Source organism: Nonomuraea polychroma (genome assembly GCF_004011505.1).
GTDB classification, from domain to species: Bacteria; Actinomycetota; Actinomycetes; order Streptosporangiales; family Streptosporangiaceae; genus Nonomuraea; species Nonomuraea polychroma.
In genome coordinates this window covers 6,652,509-6,673,800 of record NZ_SAUN01000001.1, presented here as the reverse complement: position 1 = coordinate 6,673,800, position 21,292 = coordinate 6,652,509, and the positions used below count along the sequence as shown (strand labels likewise).

18 protein-coding genes are annotated in these 21,292 nt (G+C 68.2%); 12 read left to right on the top strand and 6 right to left on the bottom strand.

Translation table 11 applies throughout. The features are described 5' to 3' along the window. Positions 1-89 precede the first annotated feature (89 nt). Both EDD27_RS30425 and EDD27_RS30420 read left to right on the top strand, forming a co-directional pair. Positions 90-821, top strand: a complete 732-nt coding sequence (locus tag EDD27_RS30425; RefSeq protein WP_127935426.1) for an ABC transporter ATP-binding protein — start codon at positions 90-92, stop codon at positions 819-821. Continuing rightward, positions 821-3,154: an FtsX-like permease family protein gene (locus EDD27_RS30420; protein WP_206642227.1), complete on the top strand. Its 2,334-nt coding sequence runs from the start codon at positions 821-823 to the stop codon at positions 3,152-3,154. The genes EDD27_RS30425 and EDD27_RS30420 overlap by 1 nt, the downstream gene beginning before the upstream one ends. A 50-nt stretch (positions 3,155-3,204) precedes the next feature. Here EDD27_RS30420 and EDD27_RS30415 read toward each other — a convergent pair whose 3' ends face one another. From EDD27_RS30415 to EDD27_RS30395, 5 genes are all read right to left on the bottom strand, one after another. After that, entirely contained in the window at positions 3,205-3,663 is a 459-nt protein-coding gene (locus EDD27_RS30415; protein ID WP_206641727.1) for a P-loop nucleotide/nucleoside kinase family protein, read from the bottom strand. Positions 3,664-3,837: 174 nt separating this feature from the next. After that, a complete protein-coding gene (locus EDD27_RS30410) occupies positions 3,838-4,359 on the bottom strand; it encodes a nucleoside-triphosphatase (protein WP_127935423.1) in 522 nt (173 codons plus the stop codon). Positions 4,360-4,371: 12 nt separating this feature from the next. Beyond that, entirely contained in the window at positions 4,372-4,782 is a 411-nt protein-coding gene (locus EDD27_RS30405) for a VOC family protein (protein ID WP_127935422.1), read from the bottom strand. Between the two features lie 170 nt (positions 4,783-4,952). Beyond that, positions 4,953-5,141, bottom strand: coding sequence for a DUF4236 domain-containing protein (locus tag EDD27_RS30400; RefSeq protein WP_127935421.1), 189 nt, complete (start codon positions 5,139-5,141; stop codon positions 4,953-4,955). Between the two features lie 65 nt (positions 5,142-5,206). Beyond that, positions 5,207-5,410: a DUF4236 domain-containing protein gene (locus EDD27_RS30395; RefSeq protein WP_127935420.1), complete on the bottom strand. Its 204-nt coding sequence runs from the start codon at positions 5,408-5,410 to the stop codon at positions 5,207-5,209. A 182-nt stretch (positions 5,411-5,592) separates the two neighbouring features. Between EDD27_RS30395 and EDD27_RS30390 the strand changes: the two genes are divergently transcribed. Beyond that, positions 5,593-6,351, top strand: a complete 759-nt coding sequence (locus tag EDD27_RS30390) for a metallophosphoesterase (protein ID WP_127935419.1) — start codon at positions 5,593-5,595, stop codon at positions 6,349-6,351. Between the two features lie 46 nt (positions 6,352-6,397). Here the strand turns inward: EDD27_RS30390 and EDD27_RS30385 are convergent, their stop codons facing one another. Beyond that, positions 6,398-9,790: an alpha-L-arabinofuranosidase C-terminal domain-containing protein gene (locus EDD27_RS30385; RefSeq protein WP_127935418.1), complete on the bottom strand. Its 3,393-nt coding sequence runs from the start codon at positions 9,788-9,790 to the stop codon at positions 6,398-6,400. A 231-nt stretch (positions 9,791-10,021) separates the two neighbouring features. On the opposite strand from EDD27_RS30385, the gene EDD27_RS30380 reads away from it, so the two are divergent. The 9 genes from EDD27_RS30380 (at position 10,022) to EDD27_RS30340 (ending at position 21,240) form a co-directional block, all read left to right on the top strand. Then, positions 10,022-11,002, top strand: a complete 981-nt coding sequence (locus tag EDD27_RS30380) for a LacI family DNA-binding transcriptional regulator (protein WP_127941067.1) — start codon at positions 10,022-10,024, stop codon at positions 11,000-11,002. Positions 11,003-11,078: 76 nt separating this feature from the next. Further along, positions 11,079-12,065, top strand: coding sequence for an ABC transporter substrate-binding protein (locus EDD27_RS30375; RefSeq protein WP_206641726.1), 987 nt, complete (start codon positions 11,079-11,081; stop codon positions 12,063-12,065). Positions 12,066-12,396: 331 nt separating this feature from the next. After that, positions 12,397-13,908, top strand: a complete 1,512-nt coding sequence (locus EDD27_RS30370) for a sugar ABC transporter ATP-binding protein (protein WP_127935417.1) — start codon at positions 12,397-12,399, stop codon at positions 13,906-13,908. After that, on the top strand, positions 13,905-14,918 hold the full coding sequence (locus tag EDD27_RS30365) for an ABC transporter permease (RefSeq protein ID WP_127935416.1): 1,014 nt from the start codon (positions 13,905-13,907) through the stop codon (positions 14,916-14,918). The genes EDD27_RS30370 and EDD27_RS30365 overlap by 4 nt, the downstream gene beginning before the upstream one ends. Continuing rightward, positions 14,915-15,898, top strand: a complete 984-nt coding sequence (gene yjfF / locus EDD27_RS30360) for a galactofuranose ABC transporter, permease protein YjfF (protein ID WP_206641725.1) — start codon at positions 14,915-14,917, stop codon at positions 15,896-15,898. The genes EDD27_RS30365 and yjfF overlap by 4 nt, the downstream gene beginning before the upstream one ends. Positions 15,899-16,097: 199 nt before the next feature. Further along, positions 16,098-17,207, top strand: coding sequence for a multiple monosaccharide ABC transporter substrate-binding protein (gene chvE / locus EDD27_RS30355; protein WP_127935415.1), 1,110 nt, complete (start codon positions 16,098-16,100; stop codon positions 17,205-17,207). A gap of 58 nt (positions 17,208-17,265) precedes the next feature. Then, complete coding sequence (gene mmsA / locus EDD27_RS30350; RefSeq protein WP_127935414.1) at positions 17,266-18,825, top strand: multiple monosaccharide ABC transporter ATP-binding protein; 1,560 nt, start codon at positions 17,266-17,268, stop codon at positions 18,823-18,825. After that, complete coding sequence (gene mmsB, locus EDD27_RS30345; RefSeq protein ID WP_206641724.1) at positions 18,822-20,081, top strand: multiple monosaccharide ABC transporter permease; 1,260 nt, start codon at positions 18,822-18,824, stop codon at positions 20,079-20,081. Before mmsA ends, mmsB begins: the two co-directional genes overlap by 4 nt. A 142-nt stretch (positions 20,082-20,223) precedes the next feature. Next, positions 20,224-21,240 carry a LacI family DNA-binding transcriptional regulator gene (locus EDD27_RS30340; RefSeq protein WP_338324671.1) on the top strand — a complete coding sequence of 339 codons (1,017 nt, stop codon included), beginning with the start codon at positions 20,224-20,226 and terminating at the stop codon, positions 21,238-21,240. Positions 21,241-21,292 lie beyond the last annotated feature (52 nt).

Below are 21,292 nucleotides of genomic sequence, written 5' to 3'. Positions count from 1 at the left end.
TACCAGTTTGTCCGGATCATGATGACGTCATGGCCGGGTCATGATCGGCTCTCTGGTGCGGGAAAGCCCAGATCAGCAGGCTTGTCCGCATGACAGAAGTGGTGCGGTTGAACGCGGTGAGCAAGGTGTACGGCAAGGGCCAGAGCGCGGTGGCGGCCCTGCGTGAGGTGTCCGTCGGCATCCCGAAGGGGACCTTCACCGCGATCATGGGTCCGTCGGGCTCGGGCAAGAGCACGTTCCTGCAGTGCGCGGCCGGGCTCGACCTGCCCACCGCGGGATCGGTGCAGCTCGGCGGCACCGAACTGACGGGCATGACCGAGACCGCGCTGACCGAGCTGCGCAGGCAGCGCGTCGGATTCGTCTTCCAGGCGTTCAACCTGGTCTCCTCGCTGACCGTGATCGAGAACATCACGCTGCCGCTCCGCCTGGCCGGTGTGAAAGCGGACGGGGCCTGGCTGGCGGAGATCGTGCGCAGGGTGGGGCTCGACGGGCGTGCCGGACACCGCCCCGCCCAGCTGTCCGGCGGCCAGCAGCAGCGCGTGGCGCTCGCCAGGGCGCTGGTGACCAGGCCGGAGGTGGTGTTCGGCGACGAGCCGACGGGCGCGCTCGACACCATGACCGCGCGTGAGGTGCTGGTCCTGCTGCGCGAGGTCGTCTCCACGCTGGGTCAGACCGTGGTGATGGTCACCCACGACCCGGTGGCCGCCTCATATGCCGACACCGCGCTGTTCCTGGCGGACGGCCGGATCGTGGACTCGATGAGCATGCCCGCCGCCGAGAAGGTGGCCGAGCGGATGACCAGGCTGGGGGCGTGGAAGTGATGATCTCCATCGCGTTGAAGACGCTCAGGCACCGCCGGGCGGGCTTCACCGGGGCGTTCGTGGCCCTGCTGTTCGCGGCCGCGTTGGTGACGGCGTGCGGGATGCTGCTGGAGACAGGCCTGCGCGGATCGGTGGCGCCCGAGCGGTACGCGGGCACGCCGGTGATCGTCGCGGGCGACCAGTTCGTCAGGGAGACGAAGGCGAGCGGGAAGTCCAAGGCCAAGCCGCTCTCCGAGCGCAGGTGGATCCCGGCCTCGATCGCCGAGGAGGTCAGGCGGATCCCCGGCGTCACCAAGGTCGTGACCGAGGTCACCTTCCCCTTCGCCGGGTTCACCGCGCACGGCTGGGAATCCGCCCAGCTCACTCCGTTCACGCTGGCCGGCGGCCGGGCGCCGGAGGCCGCCGACGAGGTGGTCGTGGACGCCAGGAACGCGGCGACGAAGATTCCCGGCTATCGGGTGGTCGGCGTCACCGCGCAGGCGCTGCCCAGCCAGGACACGATCTTCTTCGCCACCTCGGAGGCGCGTCGCCTGGCCGGGCGCGCCGGCCTGGTCACGGCCATCGGGGTCTTCCCCGAGGTTGACGTCACCGTCAAGGGCGCGCTCGCCTACACCGGCGACGAGCGCGGCGCGCTGGAGTTCCTCGACGCGGAGAGCGCCAGGGTCAAGCTGATCAGCCTGGGCGGCGCGCTCGGCGGCACCTCGCTGCTGGTGGCGATCCTGGTGGTGGTGGGCACGTTCGCCCTGTCCATTCAGCAGCGCCAGCGCGAGATCGCGATGCTGCGGGCCGTCGCCGCCACTCCCAAGCAGATCAGAAAGCTCATCGGCGGCGAGGCGCTGCTGGTCAGCGTGGCCGCCGGGCTGCTCGGCTCGGCCGCGGGAATGCTGCTGGGCTTCTGGTTGCAGGCCAGGTTCGTCGCGCTGGGCGCCATGCCGGCGAACCTGCCCCTGGTCGTCAGCCCGTTCCCGGCGCTCGCCGCGGTGCTCGCCACCCTGGCGGCCGCGTGGACCGCGGGCCGTGTCTCCGCCCGCCGCATCGCCAGGATCCGGCCGGTCGAGGCGCTGGGCGAGGCGGCACTGCCCGGCGGCAGGCTGCCGTGGGCGAGGCTGATCGCGGGTGTGCTCGCCGTCGCGCTCGGCGTGGTGCTGACGGCCGTGCTGTCCTCTCTGTCCACAGAGGCGGCCTCCAGCCCCGTCACCATGCTCACCGCGCTGGTCTGGACGATCGCGGTGGCCCTGCTCGGCCCGATGATCGCCCGGGTGGCCGCAGCGCTGCCGCCGGCCCCGGGAGCCGGTGGTCACCTGGCGTCGAAGAACCTGCGTGCCGGCACCAAACGCCTGGCCTCGGTGATCACGCCGCTCACCCTGATGACCGCGATGACGTGCACGATCCTGTTCGTCCAGGCCACGATGGGGCACGCTGCCCAGAACGAGGTGGACGCCGGAGTCAAGGCCGACTACGTGCTGGGCCCTGGCGCGGCCGCGGCCACCGCCCGCGAGGTGCCGGGCGTTCGCGCGGCCACGGAGGTGCTGCGTACCTCGGCGAGGATCGGCCTGGACAAGTTCAGCGTGCAGGCGGTCACGCCCGAGGGCCTGGACCAGACGATGGACCTGGACGTGACCGCGGGCTCGCTGGCCGGATTCGGCACCACGTCGGCCGCGCTCAGCCGCACCGCCGCCGAGCGACTGAACGCCGGCGTGGGCGACCGGATCGAGCTGACACTCGGCGACGGCACGCCCGCCGTGGTGAAGGTCGCGGCCGTCTACTCCCGCGGTCTCGGCTTCGGTGACCTGACCCTCCCCCACAAGCTGGTCGCGGCACACGTGGACGACCCCCGCGGCACCGTCCTGGTCTCCGGCGGAGACCGCACGGCGCTGGAGCGCGCACTGCCTGCCGTGACCGTACGCACGCAGGCCGAGGCGGCAGAGACCGGCACGTCCGACCCCGCGGTCAACTATGTCGCGATGGGGCTGATCATCGCCTTCTGCGCCATCGCCGTGGTCAACACGCTGGCCATGTCCACCTCGGCCAGGTCCCGGGAGCTCGCCCTGCTGCGTCTGGTGGGCGCCACGCGACGGCAGATCCTGCGGATGCTGCGCACGGAGACGCTGATCGCGACCGCGGCGGCGGTGGCGATCGGGACGGGGATCTCGCTGGTGACGGTGACGGCGTCCAGCGTCGGGATGACCGGGTCGGCCACGCCGTACCTGCCGCCGCTCACCTACCTCGGAGTGATCGCCGCTGCGGCGGCCCTGGCCCTGCTCGCCACCGCGATCCCGGCCAGGCTCGCCCTCCGGACGCACCCGGCCGAGGCACTCGGCGCCCGCGAGTGACCCCGTCAATGAGCGCCGGGCGGAGCGGTTCGAGCGCGGTGACGCCCGGCTCAAGCGTCGTACCGGGCCAGCTCGTCAGGTGTCGGAGGCTCGAAGATCGTCGCCCATTGGTCGAGCAGGTCACGGCTGATCGGCGCCGTACCCGCGTCGCCGGCCGCGTTGCGGCGCTCCAGGCGGCGATGCAGCTCTTCCAGCGGCACCGCGAGATAGCGCAGCTCGACGGTCGCGCCCAGCGCACGCGCGCCGAGCCGCATCGCCTCGCGTTCCGCACGTGCCCAGAAGCCGTACTCCAGGATGACGGTCTGGCCGAGCCTCAGCAGGTCCTGGGCGTGCCGCCAGAGCTGCCTCTCCAGCCGGTCGCGGGCCGGCTCGTCGTAGAGGTCGAGGCCAAGGTGCGCCAGCCATTCGTCCGGGCACAGCCGGACGGCCGGGATCTCGCTGGCCAGCCGCCTGGCCAGCGTGGTCTTCCCGGCGCCCGGCAGCCCGCACAGCAGGATCAACCGCCCCACACCTATGCTCGATCGCGTCACTTCACCCGACATATCAGGGAGCCCCATAAGTGGTGATCATCGCTCAGGAGACGTCGTTCGACGAGGCAGAGATACACGCGCTGCGACTCGGTCGGCTGGGACGTATGGACACGCGACATCGTACGGCCTGCTCGTGCGGAATGCGCAGAGCCGCTAGGCCGACAGCAGGCGGCTGAGCGTGTGGGGCAGCTCGTCGCGGTTCTGCGGGGTGACGGTGATCAGCTCCGCCTCGATGCGTGACTTCAACGACGGCCGGCTGCGCTGGTGGACGGTGGCCACGACGGGGATGTCGGCGTCGAAGAGCGCGACGCAGCGCGGCAGGAACGCGGGCGACAGCAGCTCCATCGGCCCGATCTCGTCGACGAGCGCGACCGCGCCCTTCGTGGCCAGCGCACGCTCGATGGCGGGCAGCGCGATGCGTTCGAACTCCGGCACGTTGACGCCGTACTTCCCCACCCGGGGGCCGGACATCCACGAGACGTGGGCCATGACCGCCTTCTCCCCGCCGAACTCCTCGATCGTGAAGCCGATCCGCCGGCCGTGCTCGCGTACCTCGTCGCTGACGAATCCGCGCACCGGCACGCCCGCTCCCTGCAGCAGCTCCGCCAGGCGGCGGATCACGGTGGTCTTGCCGGTGCGGGGAGGGGCGGTGAGCAGGATGTGCGGGCGCGACACGGGTCCAGGATGTCAGACCGGCCGCTTGCCGGTCAGCACCTCGAGGTAGTGCGGGTTCCGCATGATGCCGAGGATGTTGCCGAACGGGTCCACCACCGACGCGGTCACGAAGCCCTTGCCCTCGCCCTGTTCGGTGATCGGCTGGTATTCCTTGGCCCCCATGCTGAGCAGCCGGTCGAACGCGGCCTGCAGGTCGTCCACGTGCCAGTACATGATCGAGCCCGCGGGCCCGTGCGTCGCGCCCTCGGGGGCGAAGCGGCTGTTGATCAGACCGAGCTCGTGCTGGTAGTCGCCGAGGCGGAACTCGGCGTACGCGCCCGGGATGTCGTAGTACGGCTCGGCGCCGAGCAGCTCGGCGTACCAGCTCTTGGCCGCCTCGAAGTCGGCCGCGTAGAAGTTGAGCGTCGCGAATCCCCGCAGCATGTCGGTGTCCCTTCTCCGGTTCCTGATACTGCGATTCTCCCTGCCAAAGTGCTCACCAAATGAGCACTTTCAGCCGGCCCTGCTCATTCCTCACTCTGACGGCACCGGAGGGTGTGGGAAAGGGGACGGGCCGGAGGTCTTCACCTCCGGCCCGTTTCTATAGGGAGCGGTCAGTGGCGACCGCCGAGGGTCTTGCGCCAGTGCAAGCCGCCGGGCAGGTTGACCGACAACGTACGGCGGCCGTCCGCCGTCCGCGTCACCCGGAACAGCCGGTTGCCCCAGCTGTGTCCCACTCCGCCGCGGGACAGGTTCAGCCGGAACGGCCCGAGCTTGATCGACTTTCGGTAGCTCCAGCCCATCGCATTCCTCCTATGAGATTCGCGAGTGAGCCTCTGCTACCCCGACAAAGCGCGATATATCGGGTTTAGTAATGCCTGTAGTACTTGCGCTTTCCGAACGTCTTACCCACGTGGAAGCCGCCGGGCAGGCGCAGGGACACGTGCCGACGGCCGTCAGGGGTGGCCGTGACGTAGAAACGCCGGTTGCCGAAGCTGTGGCCGACTCCATGCCGTGACAGGTTGATCCGGAACGGTCCCACCTTGATTGACTTGTTGTAGTGCCAGCCCATGTCCCTCCTCGGTGTTCATGGAGAAGAACGACCGGCCGGCCTGCCGAGTTCCAGCCCGTGTCCCGCCAGGGCGTTCTCCGCTCCGGAACTGGTCGTGAGCTTTTCGCCCGGAACTGGATCTACGGTCTGTCCGGAGCCCGGCATACGGTGAGAGGGCTTGTCATAAGGGAAGGACTCCAGTCATGATCGTGATCGCCCATCTGAGCGATATCCACATCGGCGCCACACCCGGCAGCGTCGATCGCGCCAACGCCGTGATGCGCTATCTCGACGCCCTGCCCGGGGACCTCGACATGGTGCTCGTCACCGGCGACATCGCCGACCATGGGGTGGCGGAGGAGTATGAGGAGGCTCGCAAGCTGCTGACCTCCCGCCATCCCGTCCTGGTCGGTCCCGGCAATCACGATGTGCGTGAGGAGTTCCGCCGGGTGCTGCTCGGCCTGCCCGACCCCGGCGGCCGGCCGATCAACCAGGTGTTTCGCAGCTCCAAGGCGGTCTACGCGATGTGCGACTCCTCCATTCCGCCCCGTCAGAATCCGGGGCTTCTGGACGATGAGACGATCGCCTGGCTCGAGGGTGTGCTGGAGGGGGAGCGGGAGCTGCCGGTGTTCGTCGCGTTCCACCATCCGCCGGTGACGCTGCACAGCCCGATCGCGGACGCCATCATGCTGCGGCGGCCGGAGCCCTTGGAGTCATTGATCGCCCGGCACCCGAACGTGGCCGCCGTCCTGGTCGGCCACGCCCACACGGCGGCCGCGACCACCTTCGCCGGGCGTCCGCTGCTGGTCGGCCCGGGGGTCATCTCGACGCTGAAGCTGCCGTGGGAGGAAGGAGGCACGTCACCGGAAAACTGCGCCGACTATGACGTGCCCCCGTCGATCGCCTTCCACGTCTTCGACGACGACGGCCGCCTGACCACCCACTACCGGGTGATCCAGTAATCGGCGGGAGCGGCGCCGTCCGGTTGGAGCGGCGCCGCCCCTTGTCTCACCGTTCCGTGAGCTCCACGAACGTCACCGAGTGGGCGGGGAAGTCGTAGGTGAAGGACGAGGAGAACCCGTTCGCCCGCCACTCCACCGGCGCCACCCGCTCCGGCTCCGCGATCGAGTTCATGTCCGACGGCGCCCCGGTCAGCGACGTGACCTTGGCCGTCGGGCGGACCCGCAGCTCGCCGAGATCGACGGTGCTGCGGACGGCCGTGTCCTGGGCGTTGACGATCTTGAGCGTCACCGCGTCACCGTCCCTGGACGCCACCTGGTACAGCGGCTCCACCCGGCCACTGTCCACGAACTCGTTGACCTTCTGACCGTCCAGCCAGGTCGTGATCTTGCGTCCGCTCACCTCGATCTTCAGCCGGTGGTCCCGGCCGGTCTCGACCGTGGTGGCGGACGTGGCGATCGAGGACTTGCCGCCGTTCACGGCCTTCTCGATGGCGGACTGGGTGTTGTTCCAGCCGCCGACGTTCCACCAGTAGAAGGTGCCGGTGTCCCGCACGCCGAACATCACCAGGAAACCCTCGGCCCCGCCGGTCTTGCGGGCGGTCACCTCCATCGTGTAGTTCGACCAGTCAGCCGAGCCCGCCGTGGACCGGGCGTCCTCGACCAGGGCGGATTGCGCGTACGCGCCGTCCTGCACGGTCCACGTCCCCAGGGCGGGGGTCCACTGGGACGCGCCCGCCGAGAAGTCGTCCGACAGCAGGACGGTCCCGTCCGCCGCGGTCACCTTCACGTCGTCGTAGCGCACCTGGGTACGCCAGGCCCCGAGGCCCACCGCGCCCTTGATGTGCTCCTCCGGCTTCGCCTCGGCCTCGAACGAGCTCGGCACCACTCGGTCACCGACGTTCGTGGAGAAGAGCCGCTGCACGTGGTAGCTGGGAGAGCCGTACGCCTGGTCGTTGTCGAACCAGATGAGGTCGGGCGTCCAGTCCACGTAGTCGACGTTGGCCAGCAGCGGTGCGTACGAGGCCAGCTCGACCACGTCGGAGTTGCGCTCGAGGCCCGTCATGTACGAGGCCTCCGCCAGCGCGTTGTGGAAGGTGTTGCCGCGCGAGGCGTACTCGCCCACGAACACCTTCGGCCCGTTGCGGTCATAGGAGTCGTAGCGGTGGTTGTTGGTCAGGAACCAGTCGGGGTTGTTGTAGTAGTGCTCGTCGACCAGGTCGGCCTTCTGGTCGCGGGCGAACTGCCACATCCGGTCGAACCAGGCGCCTCCCGACGTCTGCCCGGAGTTACTGATGATCTTGATGTCCGGGTACTTGGCCCGGACAGCGTTCGCGAACTTCGGGTAGTTCGTGAAGAACTCGGGATAGATCTCCTCGTTCCCCAGCCCGATGTAGTCCAGCCCGAACGGCTTGGGATGCCCGAGCTCGGCCCGCTTCTTGCCCCACTCGGAGGTGACCGGCCCGTTGGCGAACTCGATCAGGTCGAGCGTGTCCTGCACCCACCTGGCCAGCTTGGCCTCGTCGGTCAGCGGCCGGTTCTCGCCGCAGCCGTTGACGCCCACCGACAACACCGGCAGCGCCTCGGCCCCGATGTCCTCGGCGAACTGGAAGTACTCGTAGTAGCCGATCCCATACGTCTGGTTGTAACCCCAGAAGTTGAAGTTCGTCGGCCGCTCCTCGACCGGGCCGATCGTCTCCTTCCACTGGTAGATGCGCCGCCGGTCCTGGTTCAGCGAGTACGGGTCGTACGTGCCGACGTTGGTCACGCAGCCGCCGGGGAAGCGCAGGAACCGCGGCTTCAGGTCGGCGATCATCCTGGCCAGGTCCGTCCGCATGCCGTGACCCTTGAAGGTGTCATGCGGGAACAGCGAGACCATGTCCAGGTCGGTCCGCCCGGCGGGGGCCTGGACGATCAGGCGACCGGCGTCCGTGGTGGCCGACGCCGTGAACGAGGCCTGGTACTTCGCCCAGCCGCCCGCCTTGACCTGCAGCGTCGCGGTGCCGAGCACGGTGGTCCCTTCCTCGACCGTGACCGTCAGCGGCGCGTCCTGCGCCCGCCTGGCCCACAACGACAGGTCGTACCGCTTGCCCGCCTTGAGCGGCAGGCCGCGGTTGAAGCCCGCGTTGCTCACGCCCGCCGTGCCGTCGCCGGTCACGTCGAGCCGCAGGTAGTTGCGGTTGTTGGGGTTCAGGGGGTCTTCGCCGGTGACCGCGAGGGTGGCGGTGGCGCCGCGCTCGGCCTTGCTCCACGCGGTCAGGCCCGTGTAGGAGCGCTCGTCGACGGAGTTGAACTCGAACGAGCGGTTCTGCACGAGCTCGGCGTAGAGCCCGCCGTCGGCGGCGTGGTTGATGTCCTCGTAGAACACCCCGTAGAGGTTCGGGCTGACCTTGGTGCCCTTGGCCTTGGCGTCCACGGTGAGCTTGCCCGACAGATATCCCTCGACGCGGAACTTCGTCGCCTCCGTCCCCATGACGAGCTTGCCGTCGCTGATGGAGACGTTGCGGCCGCCGGAGGAGAGCGTGACCTTGCCGCCGCCGGCGTCCTTGAGCTGGAAGACCGATGCCGCCCCGCTCAGCCTCACGTCCTCCGTGGCCTGCAGGTATTGGCCCGTGGCCTCGTCCTTGAGCGTCACGCCGTCGCCGCTCGCCGTGGCCGTGACGGCCAGGCCGGCCATCGGCGGCCGCGCCGTGGCACGTACGGCGCCGGACTTGTCGGCCGACAGGTACGGCAGCGCCGCCGCCCGCAGCGTGAACGCGCCCGACGGTACCACGGCCCGGCCCTCGGCCGCCTTGACGGCGATGTAGTCGAAGTCGGCGCGCATGGACGTGCCGTTCTGCGCCGAGAGTGCGAACAGCCCGAGCTGCTTGACGTCGATCCGCGCGGTCGTCTTGGACGCCTGCACCCACGCCGAGCCGTCCCAGTAGGAGGAGGTGAACTCGTCCCCGGTCCGCGCCAGCTTGATGATCTCGCCGGTCGAGCCGGCGCGGGCCGCGAAGGACGAGGTGAAGGCGGCCCCCACCTCGGTGGCCGTCTCGATCACCGGCCCGCCGGCGAACCCGACGTGGGCCAGCCCGGCCCGTACATAGTTGTCCCAGTCCTGCCAGGCGAGCAGGCCCGCGCTCTGGTAGTCGAGCGTGACCGGCGCGCTGAGTTTGGTGACCACCTCGAAGTCGCCCGCGGGGACGTCGACGAGGAAGAGGTTCCTGGCGTTGTTCGTGCCTTGGTGGGTGTCGCCGGTCAGGGTGTCCACATGGAGCGCGCTCGCGGACATCGACCAGCGTGAGTTGTCGGGCGACAGGACCGTCCAGTCCTCACCGAGCGTGGTGCCGTCGAACTGGTCGACGACCGCGCCTTCGGGGATGGGATCCGCCAGCGCGGCCGCCGGTGGTGCCACCAGCAGGCCCGCCACGAGCAGGACGGATAAGGCGATTCGCATCATGAGTTGGGGGGCTCCTCGGGTCTTGTTAGCGCTAACAATTTAGTTAGCGTTAACAACTGCGATTCGCGACAAGTTAAGGACCGCGCGGCCGCCCCGTCAAGAGCCCGGCTCACGTAACCCGACCGTAATGCTGCGACCCTTGACGCGACCCGTTGTTAACGTTCACAGTCGTGGCCAAGCCAGGAAAGGAGCATGGCAGTGGGACCCACCCTGGGGCGCCGCCTACCGGTGATGGCCGACGTGGCCAAGGAGGCCGGTGTGTCGCATCAGACGGTCTCGCGCGTGCTCAACGATCACCCGAACGTGCGCAGCGAGACCCGCACCCGGGTGCTCGAAGCGATCGACAAGCTCGGCTACCGCCGTAATCTCGTCGCCCGCGCCCTGGTCACCAAAAGGTCGAGGACGCTCGGCGTGGTCAGCTTCGACACCACGCTGTACGGCCCGGCCAGCACGGTGTACGGAATCGAGCAGGCGGCCAGGTCGGCCGGCTACTTCGTCAGCATCGTCAGCCTCAAGTCCATCGACAAGAGCGGCGTCCGCGACGCCCTCGACTACCTGGCCGACCAGGCGGTGGACGGGGTCGTGGTGGTCGCGCCGCAGCGCTCGGCCGCCCAGGCCCTGGCCGACCTGCCACTCGGCATTCCCACCGTCGCCGTCGAAGGCGGCCACGCGGGGGATGTGTCGGTGGTCTGCGTGGACCAGGTCGCGGGCGGCAGGCTCGCCACTGAGCACCTGCTGTCGCTGGGCCACGAGACGGTCTGGCATGTCAGCGGCCCCTCCGACTGGCTGGAGGCCGAGGGCCGTGTGGCCGGGTGGCGGGCCGCGCTGGAGCAGGCGGGCCGCGAGGCCCCGCAACCGCTCGCCGGGGACTGGAGCCCGCGCTCGGGATACGAGGCGGGCCGCAGCCTGGCGCGCATGAAGAACGTCACCGCGGTCTTCGTCGCCAACGATCAGATGGCGCTCGGGGTGCTGCGGGCGTTCACCGAGCAGGGGGTGAGGGTGCCCGACCAGGTGAGCGTCGTCGGCTTCGACGACATCCCCGAGTCGGCGTACTTCTCGCCGCCGCTCACGACCATCAGGCAGGACTTCGACGCGGTGGGAAGACACAGCATCGAGGTGCTCGTACGGCAGCTCGAAGGCGGTCCCGAGGAGCGGCAGCGGCTCGTGGTGCCGCCGACGTTCGTACTCCGGGCCAGCACGGTCCGGGTCTGAGCCGTACTGGAAGGTAGCAGGCGCCGGCGTCCGGTCCCCGGACTGTTAGCGTTCACATCAGAAGGGAACCCCCCAAGTGTTCAAGAGGATCTCGGCGTTGGTGGTCGCCGGACTCGCCGCGATGTCGGTGGCGGCCTGTGGCGGTGGCGGCAGCACTACTGCCGGCACGAGCGGTGGCGGCGACAGCACGATCACCATGGGCTTCTCGCAGGTCGGCGCGGAGAGCGGCTGGCGGACGGCGAACACCAAGTCCGTGCAGGACGCGGCCAAGAACGCGGGCATCGAGCTCAAGTTCTCCGACGCCCAGCAGAAGCAGGAGAACCAGATCAAGGCCATTCGCTCCTACATCCAGCAGAAGGTGGACGTCATCGCCTTCTCGCCGGTGGTGGAGTCTGGGTGGGACACGGTGCTCAAGGAGGCGCAGAACGCGAAGATCCCGGTCATCCTGACCGACCGCGCCGTGGACTCCAAGGACACCTCCCTCTACAAGACCTTCCTCGGCTCGGACTTCGTGGAGGAGGGCCGCAAGGCCGGTAAGTGGCTGGTGGAGGAGTACAAGGACAGCACTGACCCGGTGAACATCGTCGAGCTGCAGGGCACGACGGGCTCGGCCCCGGCCAACGACCGCAAGGCGGGCTTCCAGGAGATCATCGGTGCGGAGTCGAAGTTCAAGATCGTCGCTTCGCAGACCGGCGACTTCACCCGGGCCAAGGGCAAGGAGGTCATGGAGGCCTTCCTGAAGGCCCAGCCGGACATCGACGTGCTGTACGCGCACAACGACGACATGGGTCTGGGCGCCATCGAGGCCATCGAGGGCGCGGGCAAGGTGCCCGGCAAGGACATCAAGATCATCACTGTCGACGCCGTCAAGGACGGCATGCAGGCGCTCGCCGACGGGAAGATCAACTACATCGTCGAGTGCTCCCCGCTGCTCGGCCCGCAGCTGATGGACCTGGCCAAGAAGGTCGTCAAGGGCGAGCAGGTGCCGCCCCGCGTGGTGACCGAGGAGACCACGTTCACCCAGGACCAGGCCAAGCAGGTCCTGTCCACCCGCCAGTACTGATCACCGGCCCGGGCCGCCCACCGCACTTCGGCCGGAGTCCTTCGGAAGGGGACGCCGGCCGGGGTACGGGCGGCCCGGGAGTGGTCCGGGTTCCTTCGGAAGGAACGCCCGCCGGAGTGCGGGCCGTGCGAACAGCACAGGAGCGTCGCCGTCTGGACGGCGGGGCGGAGAAAGCGTAGTGACGAGGCAGGGTGCAGACCCCAAACACGCGAGGGAGTGCCGTCGTCTGGAGGAGCGGCGGGAGCGCAGCGACCAGAGCGGAGGAAGACGGCGGCGTCTGGCGACCGAGCCGGCCTCACGGAGTGAGGCCATCAACACAGAAAGGGGCGACATGGCAGTTCCCGCGCCGGTCCTGACGATGAGCGGGATCGGCAAACAGTTCCCGGGGGTGAAGGCCCTGGACGGCGTGGACCTGCGGCTGCTGCCCGGCGAGGTGCACGCGCTCATGGGGGAGAACGGCGCGGGCAAGTCCACCCTGATCAAGGTGCTCACCGGCGTGTACCCCGCCGACGCGGGCACCATCGAGCTGGGCGGCGCGCCCGTCGCGTTCGGCAGCCCCCTGGAGGCGCAGCAGGCCGGCATCAGCACGGTCTACCAGGAGGTCAACCTCTGCACGAACCTGTCTGTGGCCGAGAACATCTTCATCGGCCGCGAGCCGCGCCGCTTCGGGCGCATCGACTGGAAGCGCATGCGGGCCCGGGCGAACGAGCTGCTGTCGCGGCTGGAGCTGAGCCTGGACGTGTCCGCGCCGCTGTCGACGTACTCGCTGGCCATCCAGCAGATGGTGGCCATCGCGCGGGCGATCGACGTCGAGGCCCGGGTGCTGATCCTGGACGAGCCCACGTCCAGCCTGGACGCGGGCGAGGTCGATCAGCTGTTCAGGGTGATGAGGCGGCTGAAGGAGGAAGGCATCGCCATCCTCTTCGTCTCCCACTTTCTCGACCAGATCTATGAAATTTCGGACCGCATGACGATTCTTCGCAACGGGAAGCTCGTCGGCGAGTACCTCACCCGCGAGCTGAGCCAGGTCCAGCTGGTGGCCAAGATGATCGGCCAGGAGCTGGCCGCACTGGAGCGCCTGCACGGGGAGGCCAAGGTCTTCGACCGCCCCCTGGTCGAGGCACGCGAGCTGGGCCGTACCGGGGCGATCGAGCCGTTCACCATGACCATCCACGAGGGCGAGGTCGTCGGCCTGGCCGGGCTCCTCGGCTCCGGCCGTACGGAGATCGCCAGACTGCTCTTCGGCGCCGACCACGCCGGGACGGGCGAGATCACGATCGGCGGGTCGCCGGCGTCGTTGCGCACGCCGCGCGCCGCGATGACCCACAAGATCGCGTTCTGCTCGGAGAACCGCAAGGCGGACGGCCTCATCCCGGACCTCACCGTCCGCGAGAACATCATCCTGGCACTCCAGGCCACCAGAGGCTGGACCAGGCCGGTGCCCCGCGAGCAGCAGGACGAGCTGGTCGGCAAGTACATCAAGGCGCTGAAGATCAGCCCGCCCAACCCCGAGCACCTCGTCCGCAACCTCAGCGGCGGCAACCAGCAGAAGGTCCTGCTGGCCAGATGGCTCATCCTCGAGCCCAAGCTGCTCATCCTCGACGAGCCCACCCGGGGCATCGACGTCGGCGCGAAGACCGAGATCCAGCGGCTCGTGGCGGAGCTCTCCGACGGTGGCATGGCGGTGCTGTTCATCTCCGCCGAGCTGGAGGAGGTGCTGCGGCTCAGCCACAAGGTCGAGGTCCTGCGTGACCGGCGGCTGGTGGCCGAGCTGCCCAACGACGAGTCGCTGACGACGGACGTGCTGATGGAGACCATCGCGAGCGGAGGGCGAGCCTCATGAGACGCCTGCTGTGGCCGGTGGTGGTCCTCGTGCTGCTGCTGGCGCTGAACGTGTTCTTCACGCCCAGCTTCTTCTCGATCGAGGTCAAGGACGGCCACCTCTATGGCAGCCTGATCGACATCCTGCGCTTCGGCGCGCCGCTGATCCTGGTGTCGCTCGGCATGACGCTGGTCATCGCCACCGGCGGCATCGACCTGTCGGTCGGCTCGGTGGTGGCGATCTCGGGCGCGCTGGCGTGCCTGCTGATCAGCCAGGACGCGAGCCTGTTCACCGCTGTGGCGGCGGCGCTCGGGCTGTGCCTGGTGCTGGGGGCCTGGAACGGGTTCCTGGTCGCCGCCGTCGGCATCCAGCCGATCATCGCCACACTCATCCTCATGGTGGCCGGCCGCGGCCTGGCCCAGCTCATCACCGACGGGCAGATCATCACGATCAACAGCCCGGCGTTCAAGGTGATCGGCGGCGGCTACTGGCTGACCCTGCCGTTCGGCGTGATCATCGTGGTCGCCGTGCTGGCGATCACCGCGTTCCTGACCCGGCGGCTGGCGCTGGGCATGCTGCTGGAGTCCGTCGGCGGCAACGCCGAGGCCAGCAGGCTCGCCGGCATCCGGGCGCGCGGGATCATCATCGTGGTGTACGCGTTCGCCGCCCTGTGCGCGGGCGTCGCCGGCCTGATGATCAGCTCGAACGTCTCCAGCGCCGACGGCAACAACGCCGGCCTGTGGATCGAGCTGGACGCCATCCTCGCCGTCGTGATCGGCGGCACGTCTCTGGCCGGCGGCCGGTTCTCGCTCAGCGGCACCGTGCTCGGCGCGCTGATCATCCAGACGCTGACCACGACCATCTACTCGATCGGTGTGCCGCCGGAGACCACGCTGCTGTTCAAGGCGCTGGTCGTGACGGCCGTCTGCCTCATCCAGTCCCCGTCCTTCCGCGCGAAGGCGTTCCGCCGGCGCGGGCGCACCGCACCGCCCAGCCCGGCCCCTGAGGAGAAGGTGCGGGTGACCGCATGACGACGATAGCGATGGGCCGGACGTCCATCCCGGCCAAGTACCTGCCGGTCCTGGTGACCGGCTGCCTGTTCGCCGCCATGTTCGTGGTGGGCGGCATCCGCTACGAGGGTTTCGCCAGCGGGCAGGTCATTCTCAACGTCTTCATCGACAACGGCTTCCTGCTGGTGGTCGCGGTGGGGTTGACGTTCGTGATCCTCACCGGGGGCATCGACCTGTCCGTGGGCTCGGTCGTGGCACTGTCCACGATGGTCTCGGCGAGCCTGATGGCGGGGCCCGGGTGGCCGCCGTACCTGGTGGTGCCGCTGGTGCTGGCCATCGGGTCCGGGCTCGGGCTGGTGATGGGCTACATCATCCACGCCTTCGACATCCAGCCGTTCATCGTGACGCTGGCGGGCATGTTCCTGGCGCGCGGGCTGTGTTACACGATCGGAACGGACTCGATCCCGATCGAGGACCCCACGTTCACGGCGTTCGCGCAGACGCGGATCGACCTGTTCGCGGACCTGTGGATCTCACCGAGCGTGATCATTGCTTTGGTGGTCGTGGGTGTGGCGGCGTATGTCCTGCATTACACGCGCCTGGGCAGGTCCGTGTACGCCACCGGCGGCAGCGAGCAGTCGGCGCTGCTGATGGGGCTGCCCGTGGCACGGACGAAGATCGCGGTCTACACGATCAGCGGCTTCTGCTCGGCGCTCGGCGGGGTGCTGCTGTCGTTCTACATGCTCTCCGGCTACGGCCTGCACGCCGTGGGCATGGAGCTGGACGCGATCGCAGCGGTCGTCATCGGAGGTACGCTGCTCACCGGGGGCAGCGGTTTCGTCCTCGGCACTGTGCTCGGAGTGCTCGTGCTGGGCCTGATCCAGACGATCATCAGCTTCGAGGGCACGCTCAACTCGTGGTGGACAAAGATCTTCATCGGATTGTTGCTCTTCGTCTTCATCTTGCTGCAGCGCTTGTTCTCGGCCCGATCGCGCCGCTGACCTGGTGGAGGCGTTACCGGAACGTTTCCATGAGGTTATGGTCGACCGTTGACATAGACGTTGTTAACGATAACAATCGGCGGAAACGAAACGCGAACTTTGTGCTGATTCGTCACGCTCTGTGATCACACTCGCTGTTTCATTCGGCAGTCGCCGTGTTCCAGCGCTGCCGCGACCCCCATCGCAAGGAGATGCATTCATGAGGTTGGGACGAATCGGGGGCGTGGTGTCCGCCATCGCGCTCGCCGCGACCATGACGGCCTGTGGCTCCAGCCAGAAGACCGTTGACGCCGAGGCCTCCTCCTCGGCCTCCGCCGGCAGTGCGGGCGCCCTGATCGGCGTCACCATGCCCACCAAGTCGTCGGAGCGCTGGATCCACGACGGTGACAACGTCAAGAAGCAGCTGGAGGCGCTCGGCTACAAGGTCGACCTCCAGTACGCCGAGAACGACATCCCCACCCAGGCCAACCAGATCGAGAACCAGATCACCAAGGGCGCCAAGCTCCTGATCATCGCCTCGATCGACGGCACGGCGATCACCTCGCAGCTGCAGCAGGCCGCCGACAACAAGATCCCGGTCATCGCCTACGACCGGCTCATCCGCAACAGCCCCAACGTCGACTACTACGCCACGTTCGACAACTTCAAGGTCGGCGTGCAGCAGGCCACGTCCCTCCTGAAGGGCCTGGGCGTCGAGGACGGCAAGAAGGGCCCGTTCAACGTCGAGCTGTTCGGCGGCTCGCCCGACGACAACAACGCCACGTTCTTCTGGAACGGCGCCATGTCGGTGCTGAAGCCGAAGATCGACGACGGCACGCTCGTGATCAAGAGCGGCCAGACCGACTTCAAGCAGGCCGCCATCCTGCGGTGGGACCCCGCCACGGCGCAGAAGCGCATGGAGGACATCCTCACCAAGACCTACACCGGCAGCACCAAGGTCGACGGCGTGCTCTCCCCGTACGACGGCCTTTCCATCGGCATCCTGTCGGCGCTGAAGAGCTCCGGCTACGGCAAGCCGTACCCGATCGTGACCGGCCAGGACGCCGAGCTCCAGTCGGTCAAGTCGATCATCGCCGACGAGCAGTACTCCACGATCTTCAAGGACACCCGCAAGCTCGCCGAGCAGACCGTGAAGATGGCCGACGCGGTGCTCAAGGGCCAGAAGCCCGAGGTCAACAACGAGAAGGACTACGACAACGGCAACAAGGTCGTCCCGTCGTACCTGCTCGACCCGGTGATCGTCGATAAGGACAACTACAAGGAAGTCATCATCGGCGGCAACTACTACACCGAGGACCAGCTCAAGTAAGGGCCTAAGCCCCGGGGACGCCTGTGCGTCCCCGGGGCTGCTCTGAGTGAGGGGCACTATGACCGAGCACATCTTGCGGATGAGCGGGATCACCAAGACGTTCCCCGGCGTGAAGGCGCTGCAGGACGTCACCCTGTCCGTCCGGCGGGGCGAGATCCATGCCATTTGCGGCGAGAACGGCGCCGGCAAGTCGACGCTGATGAAGGTGCTGTCCGGGGTCTACCCGCACGGCGAGTACGAAGGTGAGATCACCTTCGAGGGCAAGCGCTGCGAGTTCAGCGGCATCCGCGACAGCGAGCACGCCGGCGTCGTCATCATCCACCAGGAGCTGGCGCTCAGCCCGCAGCTGTCGATCGCGGAGAACATCTTCCTCGGCAATGAGCGCGCCAAGCGCGGCGTCATCGACTGGAACCGCACCAACTACGAGGCCGGCGAGCTGATGAAGCGGGTCGGCCTGCGCGAGAACCCGACGACGCCGATCTCCGACATCGGCGTGGGCAAGCAGCAGCTCGTTGAGATCGCCAAGGCGTTGTCGAAGGAGGTCAAGCTCCTCATTCTCGACGAGCCGACCGCCGCGCTCAACGACGACGACTCGGCTCACCTGCTGGGCCTGCTGCGCGGCCTGCGGGACGAGGGCATCACGTGCGTGATCATCTCCCACAAGCTCAACGAGGTCATCGCGATCGCCGACTCCGTCACGATCATCCGCGACGGGCGGACGATCGAGACGCTGGACATGGCGACGGACCAGGTGACCGAGGACCGGATCATCTCCGGCATGGTCGGCCGCGCCCTCGACAACCGTTTCCCGCCGCGCCATGGCATGTCGGCCGATTCCGGGCATGGATCCACGATCGGGGAGGAGGCGCTGCGCATCGAGGACTGGACCGTCCACAGCCCCAGCCAACCAGGCAGGAAGGTAGTCGACGGAGCCAATCTGACGTTGCGTCGCGGTGAGATCGTGGGCCTTGCGGGGCTGATGGGCGCCGGGCGCACCGAGCTGGCGATGAGCGTGTTCGGCCGCGCGTACGGCGTGCACATCTCCGGCAAGATCTTCAAGGACGGCCGTCCGGTGGAGATCCGCAACGTGCAGGATGCGATCAAGCACGGCATCGCCTACGCCACCGAGGACCGCAAGAGGTACGGGCTCAACCTCATCGAGGACATCAAGCGCAACATCAGCGCGGCCGGGCTCAAGGGCCTGTCCAAGCGGGGCTGGGTCAACGAGAACGAGGAGTATCGGGTCGCCGAAGAGTTCCACCGGAGCATGAACATCAAGGCGCCCAGCGTCAACAGCGTCGTCGGCAAGCTCAGCGGCGGCAACCAGCAGAAGGTCGTGCTCTCCAAGTGGATCCTGACCGAGCCCGACGTGCTCATTCTCGATGAGCCGACCCGGGGCATCGACGTCGGCGCCAAGTACGAGATCTACACGATCATCAACCGCCTGGCCGACGAGGGCAAGGCCGTGCTGGTGATCTCCTCTGAGCTGCCCGAGCTGCTGGGCCTGTGCGACCGCATCTACACCCTCTCCGAGGGGCGCATCACCGGCGAGGTGCCGCGCCAGGAGGCCACGCAGGAACACCTCATGTACTTGATGACCAAGGGACAGGAAAGATGAGTAGCATCACGCCCGCCGACGTGCAGGTCGGCGCCAAGGGCGACGGGGGAGCGCCACGGCAGCCGGGACGGGTGTCGCTCGGCGGACTGTCGCTGAACCTGCGTTCGAGCGGTATCTACATCGCCTTCGCGCTGATCGTCGTGCTGTTCTCGGTGCTGACCGACGGCGCGTTGCTCCAGCCGCAGAACATCTCCAACATCATTGTCCAGAACTCCTACGTCCTGATCCTCGCGATCGGGATGATTCTGATCATCATCGCCGGGCACATCGACCTGTCGGTCGGCTCGGTGGTCGCGGTCACCGGGGCGCTGGCCGCCGTGCTCATGGTCAACATGGGCATGTGGTGGCCGCTGGCGATCCTCATCACGCTGGTGGCCGGCGCGCTGATCGGGGCCTGGCAGGGCTACTGGATCGCGTACTTCGGCATCCCCGCGTTCATCGTGACGCTGGCCGGCATGCTGCTGTTCCGGGCGCTGACCCTCACCGTGCTCGGCAACCAGGGCATCGGCCCGTTCCCCGACCAGGTCCGCACGCTGGCCAACGGCTTCACCAACGGCTACCTCGGCAACATCGGTCTGGGCCCGCTCGGTGGCGCCGACCTGTTCAGCCTCCTCATCGGCCTGGTCGCGATCGCCGGCATGGTGATCTCGCAGTGGCGCACGCGGGGTGCCCGCAAGGGCTACGGCCAGACGGTCGAGCCGATGGCGCTGTTCGTGCTGAAGATGGCCGCCGGGGCCGCGCTGATCCTCTTCCTCGTCGTGCAGCTGGCCCGCTTCAAGAACCTGCCGTGGGTGCTGGTGCTTCTGGCGGTGCTGGTGCTGGCGTACTCGCTGATGGCCAACCGTACGGTCTTCGGCCGGCAGATCTACGCCATCGGCGGCAACCTCCAGGCGGCCGTCATGTCCGGCGTGAAGGTCAAGTCGGTGGTCTTCTGGATCTTCGTGAACATGGGCGTGCTGTCGGCGGTCGCCGGCATCATCTTCGCCGGCCGTCTCAACCAGGCGGGTCCGACCGCGGGTAACAGCTTCGAGCTGGACGCCATCGCCGCGGCCTTCATCGGCGGCGCGGCCGTCCAGGGCGGCGTCGGCAAGGTGGTCGGCGCGATCACCGGCGGCCTGATCATGGCGGTCATCAACAACGGCATGTCCCTCATCGGCTCCCCGAGCGAGCGGGTCATGCTCGTCAAGGGTGCCGTGCTCCTGGCGGCCGTCGCCTTCGATGTCTGGACCAAGCGCAGGGCAGGCGCGTCGCGCTGAGTACGAATGGGAAATCTGCCCCCCTGGCCACAGGTAGCAGGCACTGCCCTACGGACGTTTCCCGGCACGGACAGGAGGGCGGCGATCTAGAGAGCAGGTTTCCCGTTCGCCAGATCCACAGAGCCCCGCGAAAGGAGAGACCGTGACCACCCCCAAACGCCGCCTCCCGGTCATGGCCGACGTGGCCAGGGAGGCAGGCGTGTCGCACCAGACGGTCTCCCGGGTGCTCAACGACCATCCGAACGTCCGCCCCGACACCAGGGCCAGGGTGGAGGAGGCGATCTCCCGGCTGGGCTACCGGCGCAACCTGGTCGCCCGCGCCCTGGTCACCAAGCGGTCGCGGACGCTCGGCGTGGTCAGCTTCGACACCACGCTGTACGGCCCGGCCAGCACGATCTACGGCATCGAGCAGGCGGCCAGGACCGCGGGATACTTCGTCAGCATCGTGAGCCTGAAGACGATCGACCCCGACAGCATGCGCGACGCCCTCGACTACCTCACCGAGCAGGGTGTGGACGGGGTCGTGGTGGTCGCGCCGCAACTGTCGGCCACGGCCGCTCTGGAGGGCCTGCCGGTCGGCATGCCGGCGGTGGCGGTCGAGGGCACCACCTATCGGGACGACGTGTCGGCGGTCTGCATCGACCAGATCGAGGGCGCCAAGCTGGCCACGCGGCACCTGCTGGAGCAGGGTCACGAGACGGTCTGGCACGTCAGCGGCCCGCCGGAGTGGCTGGAGACCGAGGGCAGACTCCAGGGCTGGCGTGCCGCCCTGGAGGAGGCCGGCCGGCCGGTGCCCGAGCCGCTGGCCGGCGACTGGAGCCCGCGCGCCGGTTACGAGGCGGGCAAGAGTCTGGCCGCGATGGACGGCGTCACCGCCGTCTTCGCGGCCAACGACCAGATGGCGCTCGGCGTGCTGCGCGCGCTCAGCGAGTTGGGCGTGCGGGTCCCCGACCAGATCAGCGTGGTCGGCTTCGACGACATCCCCGAGTCCGAGTTCTTCTCACCGCCGCTCACGACGGTCAGGCAGGACTTCGACGTGGTGGGCAGGCACTGCATCGAGGTGCTGCTGCGGCAGATCGACGTGGGGCCCACCGCGCTCGAGCGCCTGGTCGTGAGGCCCAGCTTCGTGGTGAGGTCGAGTACAGCCCCTGCTAGGTAGATGATGGTCATGCCCCCGGAAACCCCCTCTGGAGTTCAATGTGAACGCTAAC

Excerpts from the sequence above, each read along its gene's own strand:
- EDD27_RS30425 (WP_127935426.1), top strand. The coding sequence starts at position 90 with ATGACAGAAGTGGTGCGGTTGAACGCGGTGAGCAAGGTGTACGGCAAG.
- EDD27_RS30420 (WP_206642227.1), top strand. The coding sequence starts at position 821 with ATGATCTCCATCGCGTTGAAGACGCTCAGGCACCGCCGGGCGGGCTTC.
- EDD27_RS30405 (WP_127935422.1), bottom strand. The coding sequence starts at position 4,782 with ATGCTGCGGGGATTCGCGACGCTCAACTTCTACGCGGCCGACTTCGAG.
- EDD27_RS30400 (WP_127935421.1), bottom strand. The coding sequence starts at position 5,141 with ATGGGCTGGAGCTACCGAAAGTCGATCAAGCTCGGGCCGTTCCGGCTG.
- EDD27_RS30395 (WP_127935420.1), bottom strand. The coding sequence starts at position 5,410 with ATGGGCTGGCACTACAACAAGTCAATCAAGGTGGGACCGTTCCGGATC.
- EDD27_RS30390 (WP_127935419.1), top strand. The coding sequence starts at position 5,593 with ATGATCGTGATCGCCCATCTGAGCGATATCCACATCGGCGCCACACCC.
- EDD27_RS30385 (WP_127935418.1), bottom strand. The coding sequence starts at position 9,790 with ATGATGCGAATCGCCTTATCCGTCCTGCTCGTGGCGGGCCTGCTGGTG.
- EDD27_RS30380 (WP_127941067.1), top strand. The coding sequence starts at position 10,022 with ATGGCCGACGTGGCCAAGGAGGCCGGTGTGTCGCATCAGACGGTCTCG.
- EDD27_RS30370 (WP_127935417.1), top strand. The coding sequence starts at position 12,397 with ATGGCAGTTCCCGCGCCGGTCCTGACGATGAGCGGGATCGGCAAACAG.
- EDD27_RS30365 (WP_127935416.1), top strand. The coding sequence starts at position 13,905 with ATGAGACGCCTGCTGTGGCCGGTGGTGGTCCTCGTGCTGCTGCTGGCG.
- yjfF (WP_206641725.1), top strand. The coding sequence starts at position 14,915 with ATGACGACGATAGCGATGGGCCGGACGTCCATCCCGGCCAAGTACCTG.
- chvE (WP_127935415.1), top strand. The coding sequence starts at position 16,098 with ATGAGGTTGGGACGAATCGGGGGCGTGGTGTCCGCCATCGCGCTCGCC.
- mmsA (WP_127935414.1), top strand. The coding sequence starts at position 17,266 with ATGACCGAGCACATCTTGCGGATGAGCGGGATCACCAAGACGTTCCCC.
- mmsB (WP_206641724.1), top strand. The coding sequence starts at position 18,822 with ATGAGTAGCATCACGCCCGCCGACGTGCAGGTCGGCGCCAAGGGCGAC.